11 protein-coding genes and 2 rRNA genes are annotated in these 21076 nt (G+C 68.8%); 5 read left to right on the top strand and 8 right to left on the bottom strand.

Annotation, left to right across the window (positions count from 1 at the left end; translation table 11 throughout):
• Positions 1–49: 49 nt before the first annotated feature.
• Together JO379_RS06095 and JO379_RS06100 are read right to left on the bottom strand one after the other, a co-directional pair.
• Positions 50–3173 (bottom strand): 23S ribosomal RNA (locus JO379_RS06095).
• A gap of 277 nt (positions 3174–3450) precedes the next feature.
• A 16S ribosomal RNA gene (locus tag JO379_RS06100) occupies positions 3451–4974 on the bottom strand.
• The 16S and 23S rRNA genes sit together here, the layout of an rRNA operon.
• Before the next feature lie 737 nt (positions 4975–5711).
• On the opposite strand from JO379_RS06100, the gene JO379_RS06105 reads away from it, so the two are divergent.
• Together JO379_RS06105 and ptsP are read left to right on the top strand one after the other, a co-directional pair.
• The gene (locus tag JO379_RS06105; RefSeq protein WP_130876730.1) at positions 5712–6161 is read left to right on the top strand and encodes a PTS sugar transporter subunit IIA; all 450 of its coding nucleotides are present in this window, start codon (positions 5712–5714) and stop codon (positions 6159–6161) included.
• A gap of 86 nt (positions 6162–6247) precedes the next feature.
• Entirely contained in the window at positions 6248–7918 is a 1671-nt protein-coding gene (gene ptsP / locus JO379_RS06110) for a phosphoenolpyruvate--protein phosphotransferase (protein WP_130876731.1), read from the top strand.
• A gap of 79 nt (positions 7919–7997) precedes the next feature.
• On the opposite strand, the gene JO379_RS06115 is transcribed toward ptsP, so the two are convergent.
• Positions 7998–8948: a DUF8829 domain-containing protein gene (locus tag JO379_RS06115; RefSeq protein ID WP_209514268.1), complete on the bottom strand. Its 951-nt coding sequence runs from the start codon at positions 8946–8948 to the stop codon at positions 7998–8000.
• 121 nt (positions 8949–9069) lie between these two features.
• Complete coding sequence (locus JO379_RS06120; RefSeq protein ID WP_209514270.1) at positions 9070–11082, bottom strand: acetoacetate--CoA ligase; 2013 nt, start codon at positions 11080–11082, stop codon at positions 9070–9072.
• A 230-nt stretch (positions 11083–11312) separates the two neighbouring features.
• Between JO379_RS06120 and JO379_RS06125 the strand changes: the two genes are divergently transcribed.
• The 3 genes from JO379_RS06125 (at position 11313) to glpK (ending at position 16301) form a co-directional block, all read left to right on the top strand.
• Positions 11313–13751, top strand: a complete 2439-nt coding sequence (locus JO379_RS06125; RefSeq protein WP_209514271.1) for a glycoside hydrolase family 31 protein — start codon at positions 11313–11315, stop codon at positions 13749–13751.
• A gap of 178 nt (positions 13752–13929) precedes the next feature.
• On the top strand, positions 13930–14727 hold the full coding sequence (locus tag JO379_RS06130; protein ID WP_130876735.1) for a M15 family metallopeptidase: 798 nt from the start codon (positions 13930–13932) through the stop codon (positions 14725–14727).
• 56 nt (positions 14728–14783) lie between these two features.
• A complete protein-coding gene (gene glpK / locus JO379_RS06135; protein ID WP_130876736.1) occupies positions 14784–16301 on the top strand; it encodes a glycerol kinase GlpK in 1518 nt (505 codons plus the stop codon).
• Positions 16302–16431: 130 nt separating this feature from the next.
• Here glpK and JO379_RS06140 read toward each other — a convergent pair whose 3' ends face one another.
• The 4 genes from JO379_RS06140 to JO379_RS06155 all read right to left on the bottom strand — a co-directional run bounded on the left by JO379_RS06140 (position 16432) and on the right by JO379_RS06155 (position 20780).
• The gene (locus JO379_RS06140) at positions 16432–17040 is read right to left on the bottom strand and encodes a GTP-binding protein (RefSeq protein WP_130876737.1); all 609 of its coding nucleotides are present in this window, start codon (positions 17038–17040) and stop codon (positions 16432–16434) included.
• A gap of 139 nt (positions 17041–17179) precedes the next feature.
• Entirely contained in the window at positions 17180–17677 is a 498-nt protein-coding gene (locus JO379_RS06145; RefSeq protein ID WP_209514273.1) for a DUF742 domain-containing protein, read from the bottom strand.
• 8 nt (positions 17678–17685) lie between these two features.
• A complete protein-coding gene (locus JO379_RS06150) occupies positions 17686–18147 on the bottom strand; it encodes a roadblock/LC7 domain-containing protein (RefSeq protein WP_130876739.1) in 462 nt (153 codons plus the stop codon).
• Complete coding sequence (locus JO379_RS06155) at positions 18144–20780, bottom strand: sensor histidine kinase (RefSeq protein ID WP_209514276.1); 2637 nt, start codon at positions 20778–20780, stop codon at positions 18144–18146. Before JO379_RS06155 ends, JO379_RS06150 begins: the two co-directional genes overlap by 4 nt.
• Positions 20781–21076 lie beyond the last annotated feature (296 nt).

Below are 21076 nucleotides of genomic sequence, written 5' to 3' on the forward strand. Positions count from 1 at the left end.
ACACAACACGGTCGTTACTTCAGAACCTACACAGTGGACGCGAGCAACTGAGGACAAGCCCTCGGCCTATTAGTACCAGTCAGCTCCAACCGTTACCGGTCTTCCACACCTGGCCTATCAACCCAGTCGTCTACTGGGAGCCTTAACCCCTCAAAGGGGGTGGGAATACTCATCTCGAAGCAGGCTTCCCGCTTAGATGCTTTCAGCGGTTATCCCTCCCGAACGTAGCCAACCAGCCATGCCCTTGGCAGGACAACTGGCACACCAGAGGTTCGTCCGTCCCGGTCCTCTCGTACTAGGGACAGCCCTTCTCAATATTCCTACGCGCACAGCGGATAGGGACCGAACTGTCTCACGACGTTCTAAACCCAGCTCGCGTACCGCTTTAATGGGCGAACAGCCCAACCCTTGGGACCGACTCCAGCCCCAGGATGCGACGAGCCGACATCGAGGTGCCAAACCATCCCGTCGATATGGACTCTTGGGGAAGATCAGCCTGTTATCCCCGGGGTACCTTTTATCCGTTGAGCGACGGCGCTTCCACAAGCCACCGCCGGATCACTAGTCCCGACTTTCGTCCCTGCTCGACCCGTCGGTCTCACAGTCAAGCTCCCTTGTGCACTTACACTCAACACCTGATTGCCAACCAGGCTGAGGGAACCTTTGGGCGCCTCCGTTACTCTTTAGGAGGCAACCGCCCCAGTTAAACTACCCACCAGACACTGTCCCTGATCCGGATCACGGACCCAGGTTAGACATCCAGCACGACCAGAGTGGTATTTCAACGACGACTCCACACACACTGGCGTGCATGCTTCACAGTCTCCCACCTATCCTACACAAGCCGAACCGAACACCAATATCAAGCTATAGTAAAGGTCCCGGGGTCTTTCCGTCCTGCTGCGCGAAACGAGCATCTTTACTCGTAGTGCAATTTCACCGGGCCTATGGTTGAGACAGTCGAGAAGTCGTTACGCCATTCGTGCAGGTCGGAACTTACCCGACAAGGAATTTCGCTACCTTAGGATGGTTATAGTTACCACCGCCGTTTACTGGCGCTTAAGTTCTCAGCTTCGCCCTGTCGAAACAGAGCTAACCGGTCCCCTTAACGTTCCAGCACCGGGCAGGCGTCAGTCCGTATACATCGCCTTACGGCTTCGCACGGACCTGTGTTTTTAGTAAACAGTCGCTTCTCGCTGGTCTCTGCGGCCACACCCAGCTCAGGAAGCAAGTTCCATCACCGGACATGGCCCCCCTTCTCCCGAAGTTACGGGGGCATTTTGCCGAGTTCCTTAACCATAGTTCACCCGAACGCCTCGGTATTCTCTACCTGACCACCTGAGTCGGTTTAGGGTACGGGCCGCCATGAAACTCGCTAGAGGCTTTTCTCGACAGCATAGGATCATCCACTTCACCACAATCGGCTCGGCATCAGGTCTCAGCCTTAATGTGTGACGGATTTGCCTATCACACGGCCTACACCCTTACCCCGGGACTACCACCGCCCGGGCTGGACTACCTTCCTGCGTCACCCCATCGCTTACCTACTACAGATCCGGGTCACCGGCTCCACCACTTCCCTTCACCCGAAGGATCCAGGACGGCTTCACGGGCTTAGCATCGTCTGATTCGATATTGGGCGTTTCAAAGCGGGTACCGGAATATCAACCGGTTGTCCATCGACTACGCCTGTCGGCCTCGCCTTAGGTCCCGACTTACCCTGGGCAGATCAGCTTGACCCAGGAACCCTTAGTCAATCGGCGCACACGTTTCCCACGTGTGTATCGCTACTCATGCCTGCATTCTCACTCGTGAACCGTCCACAACTCGCTTCCGCGGCTGCTTCACCCGGCACACGACGCTCCCCTACCCATCCACACGGTCGTTGGACCTATTGTGTGAATGACACGACTTCGGCGGTACGCTTGAGCCCCGCTACATTGTCGGCGCGGAATCACTTGACCAGTGAGCTATTACGCACTCTTTCAAGGGTGGCTGCTTCTAAGCCAACCTCCTGGTTGTCTCTGCGACTCCACATCCTTTCCCACTTAGCGTACGCTTAGGGGCCTTAGTCGATGCTCTGGGCTGTTTCCCTCTCGACCATGGAGCTTATCCCCCACAGTCTCACTGCCGCGCTCTCACTTACCGGCATTCGGAGTTTGGCTAAGGTCAGTAACCCGGTAGGGCCCATCGCCTATCCAGTGCTCTACCTCCGGCAAGAAACACACGACGCTGCACCTAAATGCATTTCGGGGAGAACCAGCTATCACGGAGTTTGATTGGCCTTTCACCCCTAACCACAGGTCATCCCCCAGGTTTTCAACCCTGGTGGGTTCGGTCCTCCACGAAGTCTTACCTCCGCTTCAACCTGCCCATGGCTAGATCACTCCGCTTCGGGTCTTGGGCGCGCTACTCAATCGCCCTATTCGGACTCGCTTTCGCTACGGCTTCCCCACACGGGTTAACCTCGCAACACACCGCAAACTCGCAGGCTCATTCTTCAAAAGGCACGCAGTCACGACGCACCAAGCAAGCTTGATGCGCGACGCTCCCACGGCTTGTAGGCACACGGTTTCAGGTACTATTTCACTCCGCTCCCGCGGTACTTTTCACCATTCCCTCACGGTACTATCCGCTATCGGTCACCAGGGAATATTTAGGCTTAACGGGTGGTCCCGCCAGATTCACACGGGATTTCTCGGGCCCCGTGCTACTTGGGTGGTTCTCAAGCGAGCCGTACAGATTTCAGCTACGGGGGTCTTACCCTCTACGCCGGACCTTTCGCATGTCCTTCGCCTACCTGTACGGTTTCTGACTCGCCGACCAGCCGGCAGACTGATCAAGAGAACTCCCACAACCCCGCACACGCAACCCCTGCCGGGTATCACACGCATACGGTTTGGCCTCATCCGGTTTCGCTCGCCACTACTCCCGGAATCACGGTTGTTTTCTCTTCCTGCGGGTACTGAGATGTTTCACTTCCCCGCGTTCCCTCCACACTGCCTATGTGTTCAGCAGCGGGTGACAGCCCATGACGACTGCCGGGTTTCCCCATTCGGACACCCCCGGATCAAAGCTCGGTTGACAGCTCCCCGGGGCCTATCGTGGCCTCCCACGTCCTTCATCGGTTCCTGGTGCCAAGGCATCCACCGTGCGCCCTTAAAAACTTGGCCACAGATGCTCGCGTCCACTGTGCAGTTCTCAAGCAACGACCAGCCACCCGTCACACCCTGCCGAAGCAGAACTACACCGGGGCCGGCATCGCGAAGGCTCGAAACTTACGTTCCGTACCCTCAGATACCCAACAGCGTGCCCGACCCGACCCATCCAGTATCACGTTCCACGCCGAAGCAGTACTAGTGAACCAAACCGATCGTGCCGAATAGTCAACGTTCCACCCATGAGCAACCGTGCAGAACGTTTGTCTGCAGTCGGCTATGTGCTCCTTAGAAAGGAGGTGATCCAGCCGCACCTTCCGGTACGGCTACCTTGTTACGACTTCGTCCCAATCGCCAGTCCCACCTTCGACGGCTCCCTCCACAAGGGTTGGGCCACCGGCTTCGGGTGTTACCGACTTTCGTGACGTGACGGGCGGTGTGTACAAGGCCCGGGAACGTATTCACCGCAGCAATGCTGATCTGCGATTACTAGCAACTCCAACTTCATGGGGTCGAGTTGCAGACCCCAATCCGAACTGAGACCGGCTTTTTGAGATTCGCTCCACCTCACGGTATCGCAGCTCATTGTACCGGCCATTGTAGCACGTGTGCAGCCCAAGACATAAGGGGCATGATGACTTGACGTCGTCCCCACCTTCCTCCGAGTTGACCCCGGCAGTCTCCTGTGAGTCCCCATCACCCCGAAAGGCATGCTGGCAACACAGAACAAGGGTTGCGCTCGTTGCGGGACTTAACCCAACATCTCACGACACGAGCTGACGACAGCCATGCACCACCTGTATACCGACCACAAGGGGGCGACCATCTCTGGCCGTTTCCGGTATATGTCAAGCCTTGGTAAGGTTCTTCGCGTTGCGTCGAATTAAGCCACATGCTCCGCTGCTTGTGCGGGCCCCCGTCAATTCCTTTGAGTTTTAGCCTTGCGGCCGTACTCCCCAGGCGGGGAACTTAATGCGTTAGCTGCGGCACCGACGACGTGGAATGTCGCCAACACCTAGTTCCCAACGTTTACGGCGTGGACTACCAGGGTATCTAATCCTGTTCGCTCCCCACGCTTTCGCTCCTCAGCGTCAGTAATGGCCCAGAGATCCGCCTTCGCCACCGGTGTTCCTCCTGATATCTGCGCATTTCACCGCTACACCAGGAATTCCGATCTCCCCTACCACACTCTAGCCTGCCCGTATCGAATGCAGACCCGGGGTTAAGCCCCGGGCTTTCACATCCGACGCAACAAGCCGCCTACGAGCTCTTTACGCCCAATAATTCCGGACAACGCTTGCGCCCTACGTATTACCGCGGCTGCTGGCACGTAGTTAGCCGGCGCTTCTTCTGCAGGTACCGTCACTCTCGCTTCTTCCCTGCTGAAAGAGGTTTACAACCCGAAGGCCGTCATCCCTCACGCGGCGTCGCTGCATCAGGCTTTCGCCCATTGTGCAATATTCCCCACTGCTGCCTCCCGTAGGAGTCTGGGCCGTGTCTCAGTCCCAGTGTGGCCGGTCGCCCTCTCAGGCCGGCTACCCGTCGTCGCCTTGGTAGGCCATTACCCCACCAACAAGCTGATAGGCCGCGGGCTCATCCTTCACCGCCGGAGCTTTCCACCCACCCCCATGCGGAGGCAGGTCGTATCCGGTATTAGACCCCGTTTCCAGGGCTTGTCCCAGAGTGAAGGGCAGATTGCCCACGTGTTACTCACCCGTTCGCCACTAATCCACCCCGAAAGGCTTCATCGTTCGACTTGCATGTGTTAAGCACGCCGCCAGCGTTCGTCCTGAGCCAGGATCAAACTCTCCGTGAATGTTTACCCGTAATCGGGTGACACTCGCGTTGAGCGGCACAACCAGACGGAATAAGTCCGGTCGTGCACAGCGTCCTCGCTGTGTTGTTGCCCACCAGACCCCAAGGGGACCGGCAGGACTTTCAAAGGAACCGCGTCCCGATCGCAGAGCGACCGGAGACGGGGTATTTTATAGTCTGGCGTTGACTTTTGGCACGCTGTTGAGTTCTCAAGGAACGGACGCTTCCTTTGTACTCACCCTCTCGGGCTTTCCTCCGGGCGCTTCCCTTCGTGTTCCACCACTCTATCAGGAGTTTTTCCGCTCCCTTACCGCTCGTTTTCCGCAGCCATAAAGGCATACGGACACACAGAAGCGGATCCGGGAAGGATCATAATCCGATAGGTGCCGCCCCCGCCTTGCCGGCAGTTGACTGCGGGCCTCGGTGGTGGGCAGGAGTACGACAGTACAGGTCTCACCAGGGCGAGGCAAATCGATTCTGGAGCGTCGTCGACCGCCAACTCGGAGGCTCTCCTCCCCTGCCCGGGACGACGACTTCCCCCACTGACGCTCCGTCGGCTCATTCTTCTGGTCGCCACAGCTCTACTCCGCACGCGCGCGCGTGCCCTCGCGCGACCTCCGCCAGGTGGGCTCACGTGTGCGGAATCCTCAGTTCCTATGACTTACGCTTCTGATCAGCGCGCCGCCCAGGACAGGTAGTGGCGGCGCGTGATGAATCTCCACCCCTGGGAGGCTTCCCATGACCACCGTGACGTCCCCGATCGCCGGACGCGCCATCGGACTCGCGGCTGTGCCCGACCCCGTCTTCTCCGGCGCGATGGTGGGTCCCGGTACCGCCATCGACCCCGTGCGTGAGGCCTCGACGGCGGTTTCGCCGGTCGACGGTGTCATCGTCTCGCTGCACCCCCACGCGTTCGTCGTCGTCGACGCGGAAGGGCACGGCGTGCTGACGCACCTCGGCATCGACACCGTGCAGCTCAACGGCGAGGGCTTCGAGCTGCTCGTCAACAAGGGCGACACCGTGACGCGCGGCCAGGAAATCATCCGCTGGAACCCCGTCGCGGTCGAGGCCGCCGGCAAGTCGCCGGTCTGCCCGATCGTCGCGCTCGAGGCCACCGCCGACGCGCTGGGCGACGTCCGTGAGGACGGCGACCTCAAGGCCGGCGACGCTCTGTTCTCCTGGCAGTGATCGCAGCGACCCTCCGCCGTCCCTGACGGCACGTACGACATTCACCGCGGCGGGCGGATCCGCCGCATCAACCGGAGACGGGTGAAATGGAGACAACGCTGCGAGGCGTCGGCGTGAGCCACGGTGTGGCGATCGGCGAGGTGCGGCACATGGGCACGGCGGTTCTGGAGCCGCCGGCCAAGCAGATTCCGACGGACGAGGCACCGCGGGAGCAGGGGCGCGCCCGCCAGGCCGTCGAGGCCGTCGCCGCCGATCTCATCGCGCGCGGCAACCTGGCCGGTGGCGAGGCCCAGCACGTGCTCGAGGCCCAGGCCATGATGGCCCAGGACCCCGAGCTGATGGCGGACGTGGACCGGCGCATCACCGTCGGCAGCACCGCCGAGCGCGCGGTGTACGACGCCTTCGCCGCCTACCGGGCGCTGCTCGCCAACGCCGGCGAGTACCTGGCCGGCCGGGTGGCCGACCTCGACGACGTGCGCAACCGCATCGTCGCGCGCCTGCTGGGCGTGCCGATGCCGGGTGTGCCGGACAGTGACGAGCCGTACGTGCTGATCGCCCGGGACCTCGCTCCCGCCGACACGGCACTGCTCGACCCGACGCTGGTGCTGGGCTTCGTGACCGAGGAGGGCGGGCCGACCAGCCACAGCGCCATCCTGGCGCGGGCGCTCGGGGTACCCGCGGTCGTGGCGCTGCCCGGCGCGGGTGAGCTTGCCGAAGGCACGGTGGTGGCCGTGGACGGCAGCACGGGCGACGTCTTCGTCGACCCCAGCCTGGAGAAGCGCGACGAGCTGACCAAGGCCGCGGAGGAGCGGAAGGCGGCGCTGTCCGCCTCGTCCGGTCCGGGCGCGACGTCCGACGGTCACAAGGTGCCGCTGCTCGCCAATGTCGGTGGCCCGGCCGACGTGCCGGCCGCGGTCGAGGCGGGTGCGGAGGGCGTCGGTCTCTTCCGTACCGAGTTCCTCTTCCTCGACGACAGCAAGAAGGCACCGTCCGAGGCCAAGCAGGTCGAGGCGTACCGCAAGGTGCTGGAGGCGTTCCCCGAGGGCCGGGTGGTCGTGCGCGTGCTGGACGCGGGCGCGGACAAGCCGCTGGACTTCCTGACGCCCGCCGACGAGCCGAACCCGGCGCTGGGCGTGCGGGGTCTGCGGACCCTGCTCGACCACCCGGACGTACTGCGCACGCAGCTCACGGCGCTGGCCAAGGCCGCCGCGGGGCTGCCGGTCTACCTCGAGGTCATGGCCCCGATGGTGGCGGACCGGACCGACGCGAAGGCGTTCGCCGACGCGTGCCGCGAGGCGGGGCTGAACGCCAAGTTCGGCGCGATGGTGGAGATCCCCTCCGCCGCGCTGCGAGCACGTTCGATCCTGCAGGAGGTCGAGTTCCTGTCGCTGGGGACGAACGACCTCGCGCAGTACACCTTCGCCGCCGACCGTCAGGTCGGTGCGGTGTCGCGTCTGCAGGACCCGTGGCAGCCGGCGCTGCTCGACCTGGTCGCCGCCTCGGCGGAGGCCGCCAAGGCCGAGGGCAAGAGCTGTGGTGTGTGCGGTGAGGCCGCGGCCGACCCGCTGCTCGCCTGTGTGCTGACGGGTCTGGGCGTGACGAGCCTGTCCATGGGCGCCGCGTCGATTCCGTATGTGCGCGCGACGCTGGCCAAGCACACGCTCGCGCAGTGCGAGCGTGCCGCCGCCGCGGCCCGTGCCACCGACAGTGCCGAGGAGGCCCGCGTGGCCGCGCAGGCGGTGCTGTCCGGCGAGTGAGCCGGTGCCGTCGGCGGCAGTCGGCGCACGAGTGAGGTGAGGGGTGTCCCGCCGGTCCGGCGGGGCACCCCTTCTCGCGTCAGGCCCCTCTCTGCGGTCCCTCAGGCCACTCGGGCCTCTTGGGTTCCTCGGGATCGTCGAGGGGGAGGCCGGCGCGGTAGGCGACGCCGGGCTCGGGCGGTACGGGTTCGCCGGTGTCGGCGTCGGTGCAGTAGGCGTCGAAGACCTCGGCCTCGCTGAGGGGCCTCAGCCGGCCGTCGCGCAGGCCCCAGCCGCGCACCGTGTCGGGGTGGCCGGGTGTGGTGGTGCGCAGGACGACGCCGCCGGGACGGTCGGTGGCGATTCCGGCGGCCAGTACGGTGCAGAAGATCAGCGCCGCGGCTTCCCCCAGCCGCAGCATGCCGTCGGCGTGGCTCTCCGTGTGGAGCACGGCGACGAGCGGGACGTCCCCTTCGGCGGGGACGCTGCACACGAGGTGGTGGGTGCCGGGGCCCACGGCTTCGACGAGTCGGCGCAGGAGCTGCGATGCCCTGGCGAAGGCCGTCTTTCCGGTGTCCTCGCCGCAGGTCGCGCAGTCACCGCCGCGGGTCAGCAGCGCCGTGGCGTACTCCCAGGTCGCCTGCTGCTCGGCCTCGTCGACGAGTTGGGGCAGCAGCCTGCCGAGGGGCTGGCCCTCGTAGGTCACTTTGCTGCCCGCCGCGGCGACCTCGGCCGTGTAGCGGGTGCGGCTGGCCGGGGTGTCGGGGTCGAGGTGGGAGTCCGCGCAGAATTCCTCGTAGTCGGCGGGGTCGAAGAGGGCGACGCTCGTGTACGTGCCCTCGGCGGCGAGGGTCCGCAGCAGCCCCTCCATCTGCCGCAGATACGTCGCGTGGTCGTCGAACGTGAACGACGCGTACTGCCGCATGGCGGCGAAGTCCCGCTCGTCGGCCAGCAGGGCCACGGTGCTGGGCACTTCGCACCGGAGCCGGCGCCGGTCGCCCGGTCGCCTTCGCACGGTCGGTCGCTTCCTGCCGTCGTTGCTGTGCGCCATGAACTCCCCCTCAGCGCGCGTGATCAATACTCACTCACAGTAAGCGGGGGCACTGACAATCGATCTCGACGTGGGTGTACGGGCCGCCGGACGGCAGGGCCGGCGGCCCGTGGCCCGCCCGTCAGCCGGTGGCGCGGCTGCGGGCCAGGTCCTCGTAGAAGCGCAGGAGGTCGATGTTGTCGACGGAGCCGGGGTTGACGGCCTTCTCCAGCGGGGTGCCCTGGAGGAGTCGCTTGACGGGGACCTCGATGCGCTTGCCGGTGAGGGTGTGCGGGATGCCCGGGACCTCGATGACCTCGTCGGGGACGTGGCGCGGGGAGAGCTGTTCGCGGATCGTCCGCTTGATGCGGGTGAGCAGTTCGTCGTCCAGAGTGGCGTCGGGGGCGAGGTGGACGAAGAGCGGCATCCAGTAGCCCCCGTCGGGCTGTTCGGCGCCGATGACGAGGGATTCGCGGATCTCGGGGAGCCGTTCGACGGCCTCGTAGATGTCGGCGGAGCCCATCCGTACGCCCTGGCGGTTGAGGGTGGAGTCGGAACGGCCGTGGATGATGACGCTGCCGCGCGAGGTGAGGGTGATCCAGTCGCCGTGCCGCCAGGCGCCGGGGAACATCTCGAAGTAGCTCTCGCGGTAGCGCGTGCCGTCGGGGTCGTTCCAGAAGCGGATGGGCATGGACGGCATGGGAGCCGCGACGATCAGCTCGCCCACCTCGTCGACCACGGGCTTGCCGTGGGCGTCCCAGGCCTGGAGGTCCGTGCCGAGGCAGGGGGCCTGGAGTTCGCCGATGTGCACGGGGAGGGTGGGGACGGCTCCGGCGAAGCAGCTGCAGACGTCGGTGCCGCCGCTGACGGAGGCGATCCACATGTCCTCGGCGACCTCGTCGTGGATCCAGCGGAAGCCGTCGGGCGGCAGGGGTGAGCCGGTGGTGGCGACGCACTTGACGTGGGAGAGGTCGAAGTCGCGGCCGGGGTGGACCTCGGCCTTGCGGCAGGCCATGACGTAGGCGGCGGAGGTGCCGAAGAGGGTGGCGCCGGTGCGCTCGGCGATGCGCCACTGGGCGCCGGTGTCGGGGTGGCCGGGGCTGCCGTCGTAGAGGACGACGGTGGAGCCCACCAGGAGGCCGGAGACGAGGAAGTTCCACATCATCCAGCCGGTGGAGGTGTACCAGAAGAAGCGGTCCTGCGGGCCGAGGTCGCAGTGCAGGGCGAGCTGCTTGAGGTGTTCGAGGAGGATGCCGCCCTGGGACTGGACGATGGCCTTGGGCAGGCCGGTGGTGCCGGAGGAGTAGAGGACCCACAGCGGGTGGTCGAAGGGGAGCTGCTCGAAGACGGGCTCCACGTCCGCCGAGACGAGGGCGTCCCAGTCGAGGGCGCCCTCGGGGGCCGCCGTGCCGAGCAGCGGGATGTGCACGACCGCGCGCACGGTGGGGAGCTCGGCACGCAGCTCGGTGACCACGTCGGCGCGCGTGTGGCGCTTGCCGCCGTAGTGGTAGCCGTCGACGGTGAACAGGACGACGGGCTCGACCTGCTGGAAGCGGTCCAGGACGCTGCGGGCGCCGAAGTCGGGGGCGCAGGAGGTCCACACGCCGCCGACGGCGGCGGTGGCGAGCAGGGCGACGACGGCGTGCGGGATGTTGGGCAGGTAGCCGCTGACCCGGTCGCCGGGGCGGACGCCGAGGCGGCGCAGTTCGGCCGCGAGGGAGCCGACCTGGCGGCGGAGCTCCGCCCAGGTGACGGGGGCCGGCTCGTGGGTCTCGTCGACGTGCAGGAGGGCCGGCTCGTGGGCGCGGCCCGGGTCCTCGGCGGCGCGCAGGGCGTGTTCGGCGTAGTTGAGGGTGGCGCCGGGGAACCAGGTCGCGCCCGGCATGCCCCGGTCGGCGAGCACCCGCTCGTAGGGGCTCGTGAAGCGGACGTCGCACCATTGCGCGACGGCCTGCCAGAAGCGCTCCAGCTCGTCCACCGACCAGCGGTGCAGGGCGGCGTAGCTCGCGGCGGGATCGCCGGGGACCGGGGCGGGGGCGCCGTGCTGTTCCGCGGCCCAGGTCTGGAAGCGGGTGACCTGCGCGCGGGCGACACGGTCCTCGCCGGGACGCCACAGGGGCTCCGGCTGGGTGGCGGGCTGCGGTGCGGTGGTCATGGTCGGCTCCCGGGCTGTACGCGTCGTGGGCGTCGCCGCGCACACGGGCGGGGTATGCGCGTGACGCGGCTGACCAGGACGATGCCACGTGATCGACTCCGGCACCAGGGTCGGCGGCCCATCTCACGCCGCGTCGGGGTCGTCACGGCTTTTCCGGTGGGTGATCGGTGCGGGTGAACGGGAGTTGAACGGACCGCGCACCCGGTGGCGGCGGTGGCAGGGTGATCAGCATGGATGCGCGTGAGCTGGTGCGGTCGGTGAGGTCGGTGGCGGCGGTGCGGACGGTGGGGTCGGCGCGGGGGCTGCGGTCCGTGCGGTCGGCGTGGCGGCGGTGGCGCGCGGACTCGGTGGAGCTGCCCCCGCCGGGGGCGGGGCGGGCGCGGGTGCCCGGCGAGGCGGTGGGGGCCGAGCCGCAGCCGGGGGGTGGGGTGGTGCGGTTCGCGCGGTCGTCGTTGCGGGTGCGGGTGGCGGCGGGCGGTGCGGTGTTCTGCGGCTGGGACGGGGCGGAGCCGGAGCCGTCGTACGCGCTGGCGGGGGCGTGTCCGGAGGCGGACGAGCGAGCGGTGCTGGAGCCGGACACCGACGGCGGCTGGCGGGTGGTGTCCGAACGGGTGCTGGTGGTGGTGTCCCGGCTCGGGGCGGTGGAGGTGCGGACTCCGGGCGGGGTGATGCTGCGGCGTGATCTGCCGCCGCGGTGGTGGGAGCCGGTGCCGGCGGCGCTGCGGGGCCCGGCGGGTTCTGCCGGGCCCCGCACTGCCGCCGGCACCGGCTCGCCCGCGGGTTCCCCGTGGGTGCAGCGGTCCGAGGTGGCGGCCGACGCCCGGTTCTTCGGCCTCGGGGGCAGGGCGGCGGGGCCGCGGCTGCGGACCGGTGCGTACCGGCTGTGGAACACCGACCCCGGGGGTGCGTTCGAGCCGGGCGACGACCCGCTGTACGTGACGATGCCGGTGCAGTTGGTGGTGGCGGACGCGGGGACGCATCTGGTGTTCCACGACAATTCGTGGGACGGGCGGGTCGCCCTGTGGGAGGGCGAGGAGGGCGAGGGTTCCGGGCACGACCGGCCGGGCCGTGGTGAGCTGCGGATGGACGGCGGCCCGGTGCGGTATTGGGTGATGGCGGGCACGCCCGCGCGCGTGCTGCACGCGTGGGCGGCGCTCACCGGCGCGCCGGCGCTGCCGCCCGCGTGGGCACTGGGTCACCACCACGCGCGGTGGGGGTTCGGCAGTGAGCGCGAGGTGCGGCGGGTGGTGACCGGGTACCAGGAGCGGGGGCTGCCGCTGTCGGCGCTGCACCTGGACATCGATCACTACCGGGGCCATCGGGTCTTCACCGTGGACCGGGAGCGGTTCCCCGATCTGCCGGGGCTGGCGGCCGAGCTGCGGGAGCAGGGGGTGCGGCTGGTGTCGATCGTGGATCCGGGGGTGAAGGCCGAGCCGGGGCTCGCGGAGTACGACAGCGGGGTGGCGGCGGGGGCCTTCGTACGGGACCGGCGGGGGCGCGAGGTGCGCGGCGAGGTGTGGTCGGGCGAGTCGGTCTTCCCGGACTTCACGGATCCGGGGGTGCGCGCGTGGTGGGGCGGGCTGTACGCGGAGCGGTTGGCGCAGGGCTTCTCCGGGGTGTGGCACGACATGAACGAGCCGGTGTCGTTCGCGGCGTTCGGCGATCCGACGCTGCCGCGCTCGGCCCGGCACGCGTTGGAGGGCCGCGGCGGTGATCACCGCGAGGCGCACAACGTCTACGGGCTGGCGATGGCGCGGGCCGGTTACGAGGGGTTGTGCGAACTGCGCCCGCAGGAGCGGCCGTTCCTCTTCTCCCGCTCGGGCTGGGCGGGGATGCAGCGTTACGGCGGCACGTGGTCGGGTGATGTGACGACGGGGTGGCCGGGGCTGCGGGCGTCGCTGGCGCTGGTGCTGGGGATGGGGCTGTGCGGGGTGCCGTATTCGGGGCCGGACATCGGGGGGTTCACGGGCTCGCCGTCACCGGAGCTGTATCTGCGCTGGTTCCAGCTGGGCTCGTATCTGCCGCTGTTCCGTACGCACGCGGCAATCGGGGCGGGTCGGCGGGAGCCGTGGGAGTTCGGTGCGCGGACTCTCGAGCACGCGACGGCGGCGCTGCGGGAGCGGGTGCGGCTGCTGCCGTATTTCATGACGCTGGCGCATCTGGCGCGGCGCACCGGGGCGCCTTATGTGCGGCCCGTGTGGTGGCGTTCGCCCGAGGACCGGGCCCTGCGGGACTGCGAGGACGCGTTCCTGCTGGGGGATTCGCTGCTGGTGGCGCCGGTGCTGGAGCAGGGGGCGGACCGGCGGGCGGTGCGGCTGCCGCGGGGGCGTTGGTACGACACGGCCACGGGTCTGGCGCACGAGGGGCCGGGGCAGGTGCTGCTGGACGCTCCGCTGTCCCGGATCCCGGTGCTGGCGCGGGCGGGTTCGGTGCTGCCGGTCGCGGGCGCGGACGGGCAGGTGGAACTGGAGGTGTGGGCCCCGGCTCCGGGTCGTACGGGCGGTGGTGTGCTGATCACGGACGCGGGTGACGGCTGGGAGCAGCCGGAGGTGGTGCGCTTCACGACACGGTCACGGGGTGGGGTGGTGACGGTGGAGCAGGACGGTGCGGAGGAGGTGTCGTACCCGGTCCGAGTACGCGGGTCCGCTGCGGGGTCCGCTGCGCGGTAGCGGTGCGGGGACCGCTGCGGGTCCGCTGCGCGGTAGCGGGCGGGCCCGTGCCGCTCCGGTGGGTTGCGGGGCTGCTTCGCTTTACGCCCCGCAACCCACCTGCGCGTCCCGGGCCCTCGCGTATGTGGGGCCATCCCTGCATCTTCCTTCTCGTTCCGTCCCCTGATATGTGGAGCGCATGTCACGACTCTCCGCCGTCTTGCGTGCTCTCGTCCTGCCCCTCGCCGTTGTCGTCGCCGTCACCTCCGCGCCCCTGGCCCAGGCGCAGCCGGAACCGCGGCCGCCGAAGGAGTTCGTCGCGCTCTCCGACGTCGATCCCACGATCCTCCAGGAGATGCGCTACTACACCCCGCACAACTTCACCGGCCACCGCGTCGAGGGCTACCGCCGTCCCCTGTGTCTGCTCACCCGCCCGGCCGCCGAGGCCCTGCGCGGGGCTCAGCGTGCGCTGCTGCGCCGGGGCTACGGGTTGAAGGTCTACGACTGCTACCGCCCGCAGCGCGCGGTCGATGACTTCGTGGCGTGGGCGAAGGATCTCGACGATCTGAGGATGAAGGCGGAGTTCTATCCGCGCGTGGCGAAGTCACGGCTGTTCCTGGACGGGTACATCGCCGAGAAGTCCGGGCACAGCAGGGGCAGCACCCTGGATCTGACGATCGTGCGGCTGCCGGCCGTGCCGACGCGGCCGTACGTCCCCGGGGAGCCGCTGGTGTCCTGCTACGCGCCGAAGGAGCTGCGCTTCCCCGACAACTCCGTCGACATGGGCACGGGGTACGACTGCTTCGACACCCTGTCGCACACCGCGGACCCGCGGGTCCAGGGTGTGCCGCGGGCGAACCGGATGCTGCTGAAGTCCCTGATGGAGGAGGCCGGTTTCGTCAATCTCGCCGAGGAGTGGTGGCACTACACCTACCGCGCGGAGCCGTTCCCCGACACCTATTTCGACTTCCCCGTCTCGCGTCGTCCAGCGCCTTGACGCTCCAACGCGGCAGGTGAACACTGCCCGTTCGGACCACCGAGTCAGGAGACGCCATGACGGACTCGTACGTCGCCGCGATCGATCAGGGCACCACCTCCAGCCGCTGCATCGTCTTCGACCGGAGTGGTGCGATCGTCGCCGTCGAGCAGCGTGAGCACCGCCAGATCTTCCCCAGGCCCGGCTGGGTGGAGCACGACGCGGCGGAGATCTGGACGAAGGTGCAGGCGGTGGTGGCGGGGGCGCTGGCCCGGGCGGGGCTGCGGGCCGACGAGCTGAGCGCGCTGGGTATCACCAACCAGCGTGAGACGACCATCCTGTGGGACCGCACCACGGGCAAGCCGGTGCACAACGCCATCGTCTGGCAGGACACCCGCACCTCGGCGCTCTGCCACGAGCTGGGTGGAGCGGCCGGCCAGGACCGGTTCCGGCAGGCCACGGGGCTGCCGTTGGCCAGCTATTTCTCCGGGCCCAAGGTCGCCTGGCTGCTGGACCACGTGCCGGGGCTGCGCCGGCGGGCGGAGAACGGTGAGATCGCGTTCGGCACCGTGGACTCGTGGCTGATCTGGAATCTGACGGGCGGCACGGACGGCGGGACGCACGTCACGGACGTCACCAACGCGGCGCGCACGATGCTGATGAACCTCGCGACCCTCCAGTGGGATCCCGCGATCCTGGCCGCGATGAACATCCCGGAGGCGGTGCTGCCGGAGATCCGGTCCTCGTCGGAGGTGTACGGGAGGGCTGTCGGGCGGCTCGCCGGGGTGCCGGTGGCGTCGGCGCTCGGCGATCAGCAGGCGGCGGTCTTCGGGCAGACGTGTTTCGGGGTGGGCGAGGCCAAGAACACGTACGGCACGGGCAGTTTCCTGCTGCTGAACACGGGTGAGCGGCCCGTTCCGTCGAAGAACGGGCTGCTGACGACCGTGGGGTACCGGCTCGGTGGCGAGCCGCCGGTCTACTGCCTGGAAGGGTCGATCGCCGTGACCGGCTCGCTGGTGCAGTGGTTCCGCGACCAGCTGGGGCTGATCCGCTCGGCCGACGAGATCGAGCCGCTGGCGGCGAGCGTGCCGGACAACGGCGGCGCGTACGTCGTCCCCGCGTTCTCCGGCCTGTACGCGCCGTACTGGCGTTCCGACGCCCGTGGTGTGATCACCGGGCTGACGGGATACGTGACGAAGGCCCATCTGGCGCGGGCCGTGCTGGAGGCGACGAGCTGGCAGACGCGTGAGGTCGTGGACGCGATGTACCAGGACTCGGGGGTGCGGATCACCTCGCTCAAGGTGGACGGCGGGATGACGGTCAACGGTCTGCTGATGCAGCATCAGGCCGATGTGCTCGGCGTGCCGGTGATCCGTCCGGTGATCTCGGAGACGACGTGTCTGGGCGCGGCGTACGCGGCGGGGCTCGCCACGGGCGTCTGGCGGGACCTGGGCGAGCTGCGGTCGCACTGGCGGCCCGATACCGAGTGGACGCCGCGGCTGGGGGCGGCGGCGCGGGAGGGCGAGTACCGCAATTGGCGCAAGGCGGTGGAGCGCAGCTTCGGCTGGTACGAGGAGCCTGCGGCCGGGGCTTGAACCGTGTCTGCCGCCTGCAGCGGCCGGCGCCCTGCGGGCGCGTCCTCAAGCGCCGGACGGGCTGGTTGTGGCTGAGCTCAGCTCGATCAAGCCCGTCCGGCGCTTGAGGACACAGCGCAGTTCATACGGCTCATACGGCAGCCGCCCGGCGAGCGGCTCCCGTGGCCATGGCGTGCTCGACGACGGATATGAGGACCTGCTTGGCGGAGTCGCGCTCGCGGGCGTCGCACAGGACGACGGGGACGTCGGGGTCGAGGTCGAGTGCCTCGCGCACGGTCTCCTCGGGATAGCGGACGGCGCCGTCGAAGACGTTGACGGCGAGGGTGAAGGGGATGTCGCGGCGCTCGAAGTAGTCGACGGCGGCAAAGCAGTCCGCGAGCCGCCGGGTGTCCGCGAGGACGACCGCCCCGAGCGCGCCCTGGGCCAGCTCGTCCCAGAGGAACCAGAAGCGGTCCTGGCCGGGGGTGCCGAAGAGGTAGAGGACCAGGTCGTCGCGGAGGGTGATGCGCCCGAAGTCCATGGCGACGGTGGTGGTGCGTTTGTTCTCGACGCCGTGGGTGTCGTCGACGGGGCGGCCCGCCTCGGTCAGCACTTCCTCGGTGCGCAGGGGTCTGATCTCGCTCACCGCGCCCACGAGCGTGGTCTTGCCGACCCCGAAGCCGCCCGCGACCAGGAGCTTGAGGGTCACCGGGTCGGTGGCGGACCGTTTGTGGCCCCGGTCGGAGCGCCTGAACACCATGGTCTCTTCCTTCTCTTCAGGTGCAGTGCGGTATCGCGCTCCCCCGTGGATGTGATCGTTCCGCACGGACCACGGCCCCGACAAGTCCCCGCGGCAGGCAGTTGGGACTCCTCGGGCGCCGGGCCCGCGGGCACGCCGGTCACAGCGCCCGCAGGCCGTCGATCACCTCGCGCAGCACGCTCTCGTCGGGCAGCTCCGCCGGGGGGACCGGCCGGGAGACCCGTACCAGCTCGGCGTCGATCAGGTCTCCGACGAGGACCCGGACCACGCCGACCGGCAGATCGAGTCCGGCGGACAGCTCGGCGATGGACTGCGGTGCGTCACGGCTGAGGTCGACGATGTCGAGGTGCTCCGGGGACAGCGTCTGGTCGGCGATGGCGTGCGCGCCGCCGGGGTGGTCGGCCAGGGTCTCGTCGGCGACGACGACGGCGATGAGGTCGAGCTTGGCCTCGGCGGCGCTGCGGGTGCGCCCCCGGGTCATCGCGTACGGGCGGACGACGGGGCCCGCCGCGTCGTCGTACCAGCGGGCGGCGGGCGCCCCCGGGTGGGGGCGTCCCGCTTCCCGCGAGGGCGCGGTGGCCGGGCCCCCGGGGGGTGTCGGTGCCCCCCGGGGGGACGCGGAATGGTCTCCGGTCATGCCGGCCGTCACTCGTCGGCGGCCACGCCGGTCCGCGGAGCGGTGCCCAGGTGTGCGCCCACACGCTTGACGAGCAGCGTCATCTCGTAGGCGACCAGCCCGATGTCGGACTCCGCGTCCGTGAGCACGGCCAGGCAGCTGCCGTCGCCGGCGGCGGTGACGAACAGGAAGGCCTCGTCCAGCTCGACCATGGTCTGGCGGACGTCACCGGCCTTGAAGTGCCGGCCCACGCCCTTGGCGAGGCTGTGGAAGCCGGAGGCGACGGCGGCCAGATGTTCGCCGTCCTCACGGGTGAGGCCCTTCGAGGTGCCGGTGGGCAGGCCGTCGCCGGAGAGGACGAGGGCCTTGCTGATGCTGCCGACGCGCTCGACCAGGTCGTCGAGGAGCCAGCTCAGCTCCCCCGTCCCGGTCTGCTCTTCCGTGCTCCGCCCGGTTGGGGCAGTGCGTATCGCGGCCTTCGGTGCGGTCATCGACCGTCCCCCTCAGATGTTGTTCCTGGTGCTGCTGTTCCCGGTGGGTCCGTCTCATTCTCCTCCCGGCCGCGCTGCCAACCGCGCTGGAGGGCCGCCATCCTGGCCCGCACCTCGTCGGCGTCGCGGAGGGGGCCGGGGTCGGCGGGGGCCGGCTGCTCGCCGGAGGGGGCCGGTGGGCCGTCCTTCAACTGGGGAGCGAGGCTGGCCTGTCGTACGCGCCGGGGCAGCCCTCCGGTCGGCGTCCGGTCCTCGTCCGGCTCCCCGGCGGTGTCCTTGGCGGGCTCGCGCGCCGCGCCCGCCGCACCGTCCGCCTCGGTGTCGTCGATCCGCCGGCCGTGGTCGGAGACCAGGACGGGGGACCTGCGGCGCGGCAGCGGGGCGAGGGCGTCGCTCGCCTGGTGGTGCTGCTCGGCGCCGGGGTCCGCGGCCGGGGAGGCCGTGGTGGCGCGGCGCGGGATGGGCCAGCCGTTCTCGCCGTCGTGCCAGCTCTCGTCCGTCTCGTCGTCGAACAGGGAGAGCGGCGCTTCGAGTTCGACCGGCAGGTTCTTCTGTGCCACCCAGCTCCGGACGGGCCGGTCGGCCTTGTCCGGTGCGGCCGGTCCGGCCGGGGGCACGGGGGCCAGCGGCGCTCGGCGGGTGAGCGGGAATGTCCCGCCCCGCTCGACGGGCCGCTTGGCGTGGGCGCCGCTGTCCTCGTCCCTGCCCTGTCCCTTCTTGGCCCCCGGACCGGCGCCCGCGACGGTCTCGGTGAGCAGCGTCGTGGGGAGGAAGACGACGGCGGTGGTGCCGCCGTAGGGGGAAGGCTGGAGAGAGACCCGTACGCCTTGGCGCTGGGCGAGCCGGCTGACCACGAACAGGCCGAGGCGGTCGGTGTCGGACAGCTCGAACTCCGGGGTCTCGGCGAGCCGGAGGTTGGCTTCGAGCATGGCGTCGGGGGTCATGCCGAGGCCGCGGTCGTGGATCTCGAGCGTGAAGCCGTTGGCGACGCGCTCACCGACGACCTGGACCGCGGTGTGCGGCGGGGAGAAGACGGTCGCGTTCTCCAGGAGTTCGGCGAGGAGGTGGGTGAGGTCGGCGACGGCGGGTCCGTGGAGGGCCAGCCGGGGCAGGCGGCGCACCTCGACGCGCTTGTAGTCCTCGACCTCGCCGACCGCGGCCCGTACGACGTCCATCAGCTGGATGGGTTTGCGCCACTGCCGGGAGGGGGCGGCGCCGGAGAGGATGACGAGGCCCTCGGCGTGGCGGCGCATACGGGTGGTGAGGTGGTCGAGGCGGAAGAGGTCGGCGAGTTCGTCGGTGTCCTCGGTGCGGCGTTCCATGGTGTCGAGGAGCGTCAGCTGGCGGTGCAGCAGGACCTGGCTGCGGCGGGCGAGGTTGACGAAGACGTCGGAGACGCCGCGGCGCATGTCGGCCTGTTTCACGGCGGCCTCGACGGCGGCGCGCTGCAGGGTGTTGAGGGCCTGGCCGACCTGGCCGAGTTCGTCGGCGCCGTATTCGAGGCGGGGGGCCTCGGTCTCGATGTCGACCTGTTCGCCGGCGGCGAGGCGGCGCATCACGCTGGGCAGCCGGATGCCGGAGACCTCGTGGGCCTCCTTGCGCAGTCGGCTGAGGTCCCGTACCAGGCCGCGGCCGATCTTGAAGGAGACGACGAGGGAGACGACGAGGGCGGCGAGGCCGAGGACGCCCGCGGCGGCGGCCTTGCCGAGGACGCCGATGGCGACGGGCTCGACGCGGTCCGCGTAGCGGTTGCTGGCCTCGATGCCCATCCGGCCGAGGTCGTCGAGGACCGGGGCGATGGTGTGCTGCCAGCGCTGGGGGTTGACCGCGTGGGTGGCCCGGCCGGCGCCGGCGAGGATCACGGCGTCCTCGGCGGTGCGCAGCGCCTGGGCGTTGGTGCCGCGCCAGTAGTCCTCGTAGATCTTCTGGTCGGCGACGGGCAGGACGGGCAGGTTGGTGTTGTAGAGGACCCGGCGCTCGGCGACGTGGTCGGAGAAGGCGCGCAGGTCCTGGCGGCTCATGCTGCCCGCGGCGAACGCGGAGGCGAGCAGGGCGTCCTCGCGGGCGACGGCCTCACGGGCCCGGGTGATGCCGACGAGGGCGCGGCCCTCCCGGTCCAGGTCGTCGTCCTGGACGGCGCTCAGGCTGCCGAGGAAGGCGTAGTAGGGCTCGATGAGGTCGTTGTACGCCTGGAAGGCGCCGTAGCGGGAGACGGTGTTGTCGTCGACCTTGCGGCGGATGTCCTCGATGGTCTCGAGGCTCTTCTCGATGACGGTGAAGCGGGCCCGGGCGGTGTCGTCGATCTCGTCGCGGACGCCGTCGGCGGCGCCGGTGCGGAAGGTGGCGACCATCCTGTCGGTGGTGCGCTGCCGTTGGCGCAGGGTGGCCTGGGCGTCGGACCGGCGGGGGTCGGCGAGGTGGACGAGGGTCTGGCGGCGCTCCTGTTGCAGGGCGCGTACCAGGTCGTCGGCCGGGTAACCGATTTTTCGCATCGCGTCGGCGACGCCGAGCAGCTGCATCGCCTCGCTGCCGGTGATCACGGTGGCGAAGGCCCACAGGCCGGTCAGGGACACCAGTGGCACCAGCAGCAGCGCCACGATCTTCCGGCGGATCGACTTCCCGCGAAAGCGCATGGCCTCCCCTACGTGAACCCCGGCGCGCGGGGGTGGTGTTCCGACGGATAACGCGGCGTGAGCCTACTACTGCGTTGCGCTGTGCTCGAAGACCAGTGCGGCCGTCGAACCGGTCGGCGCGGGAGGGGCGTCCCGAGTTGTCCGGTGATTCCCCGACTTTCCCCCCGCGCGGCAGCGGGTCACGGCCCGCTCGCGGCAGGTCACTCAACCGGCCGAACTGGCTGGAATTGCCCTCCCCACGGGAACCATCGGGCCTGGTCGATCGCTCTTTCTTGGGGTGAGTCGGACGGGACGGC

Source organism: Streptomyces syringium (assembly GCF_017876625.1).
Lineage (GTDB): Bacteria > Actinomycetota > Actinomycetes > Streptomycetales > Streptomycetaceae > Streptomyces > Streptomyces syringius.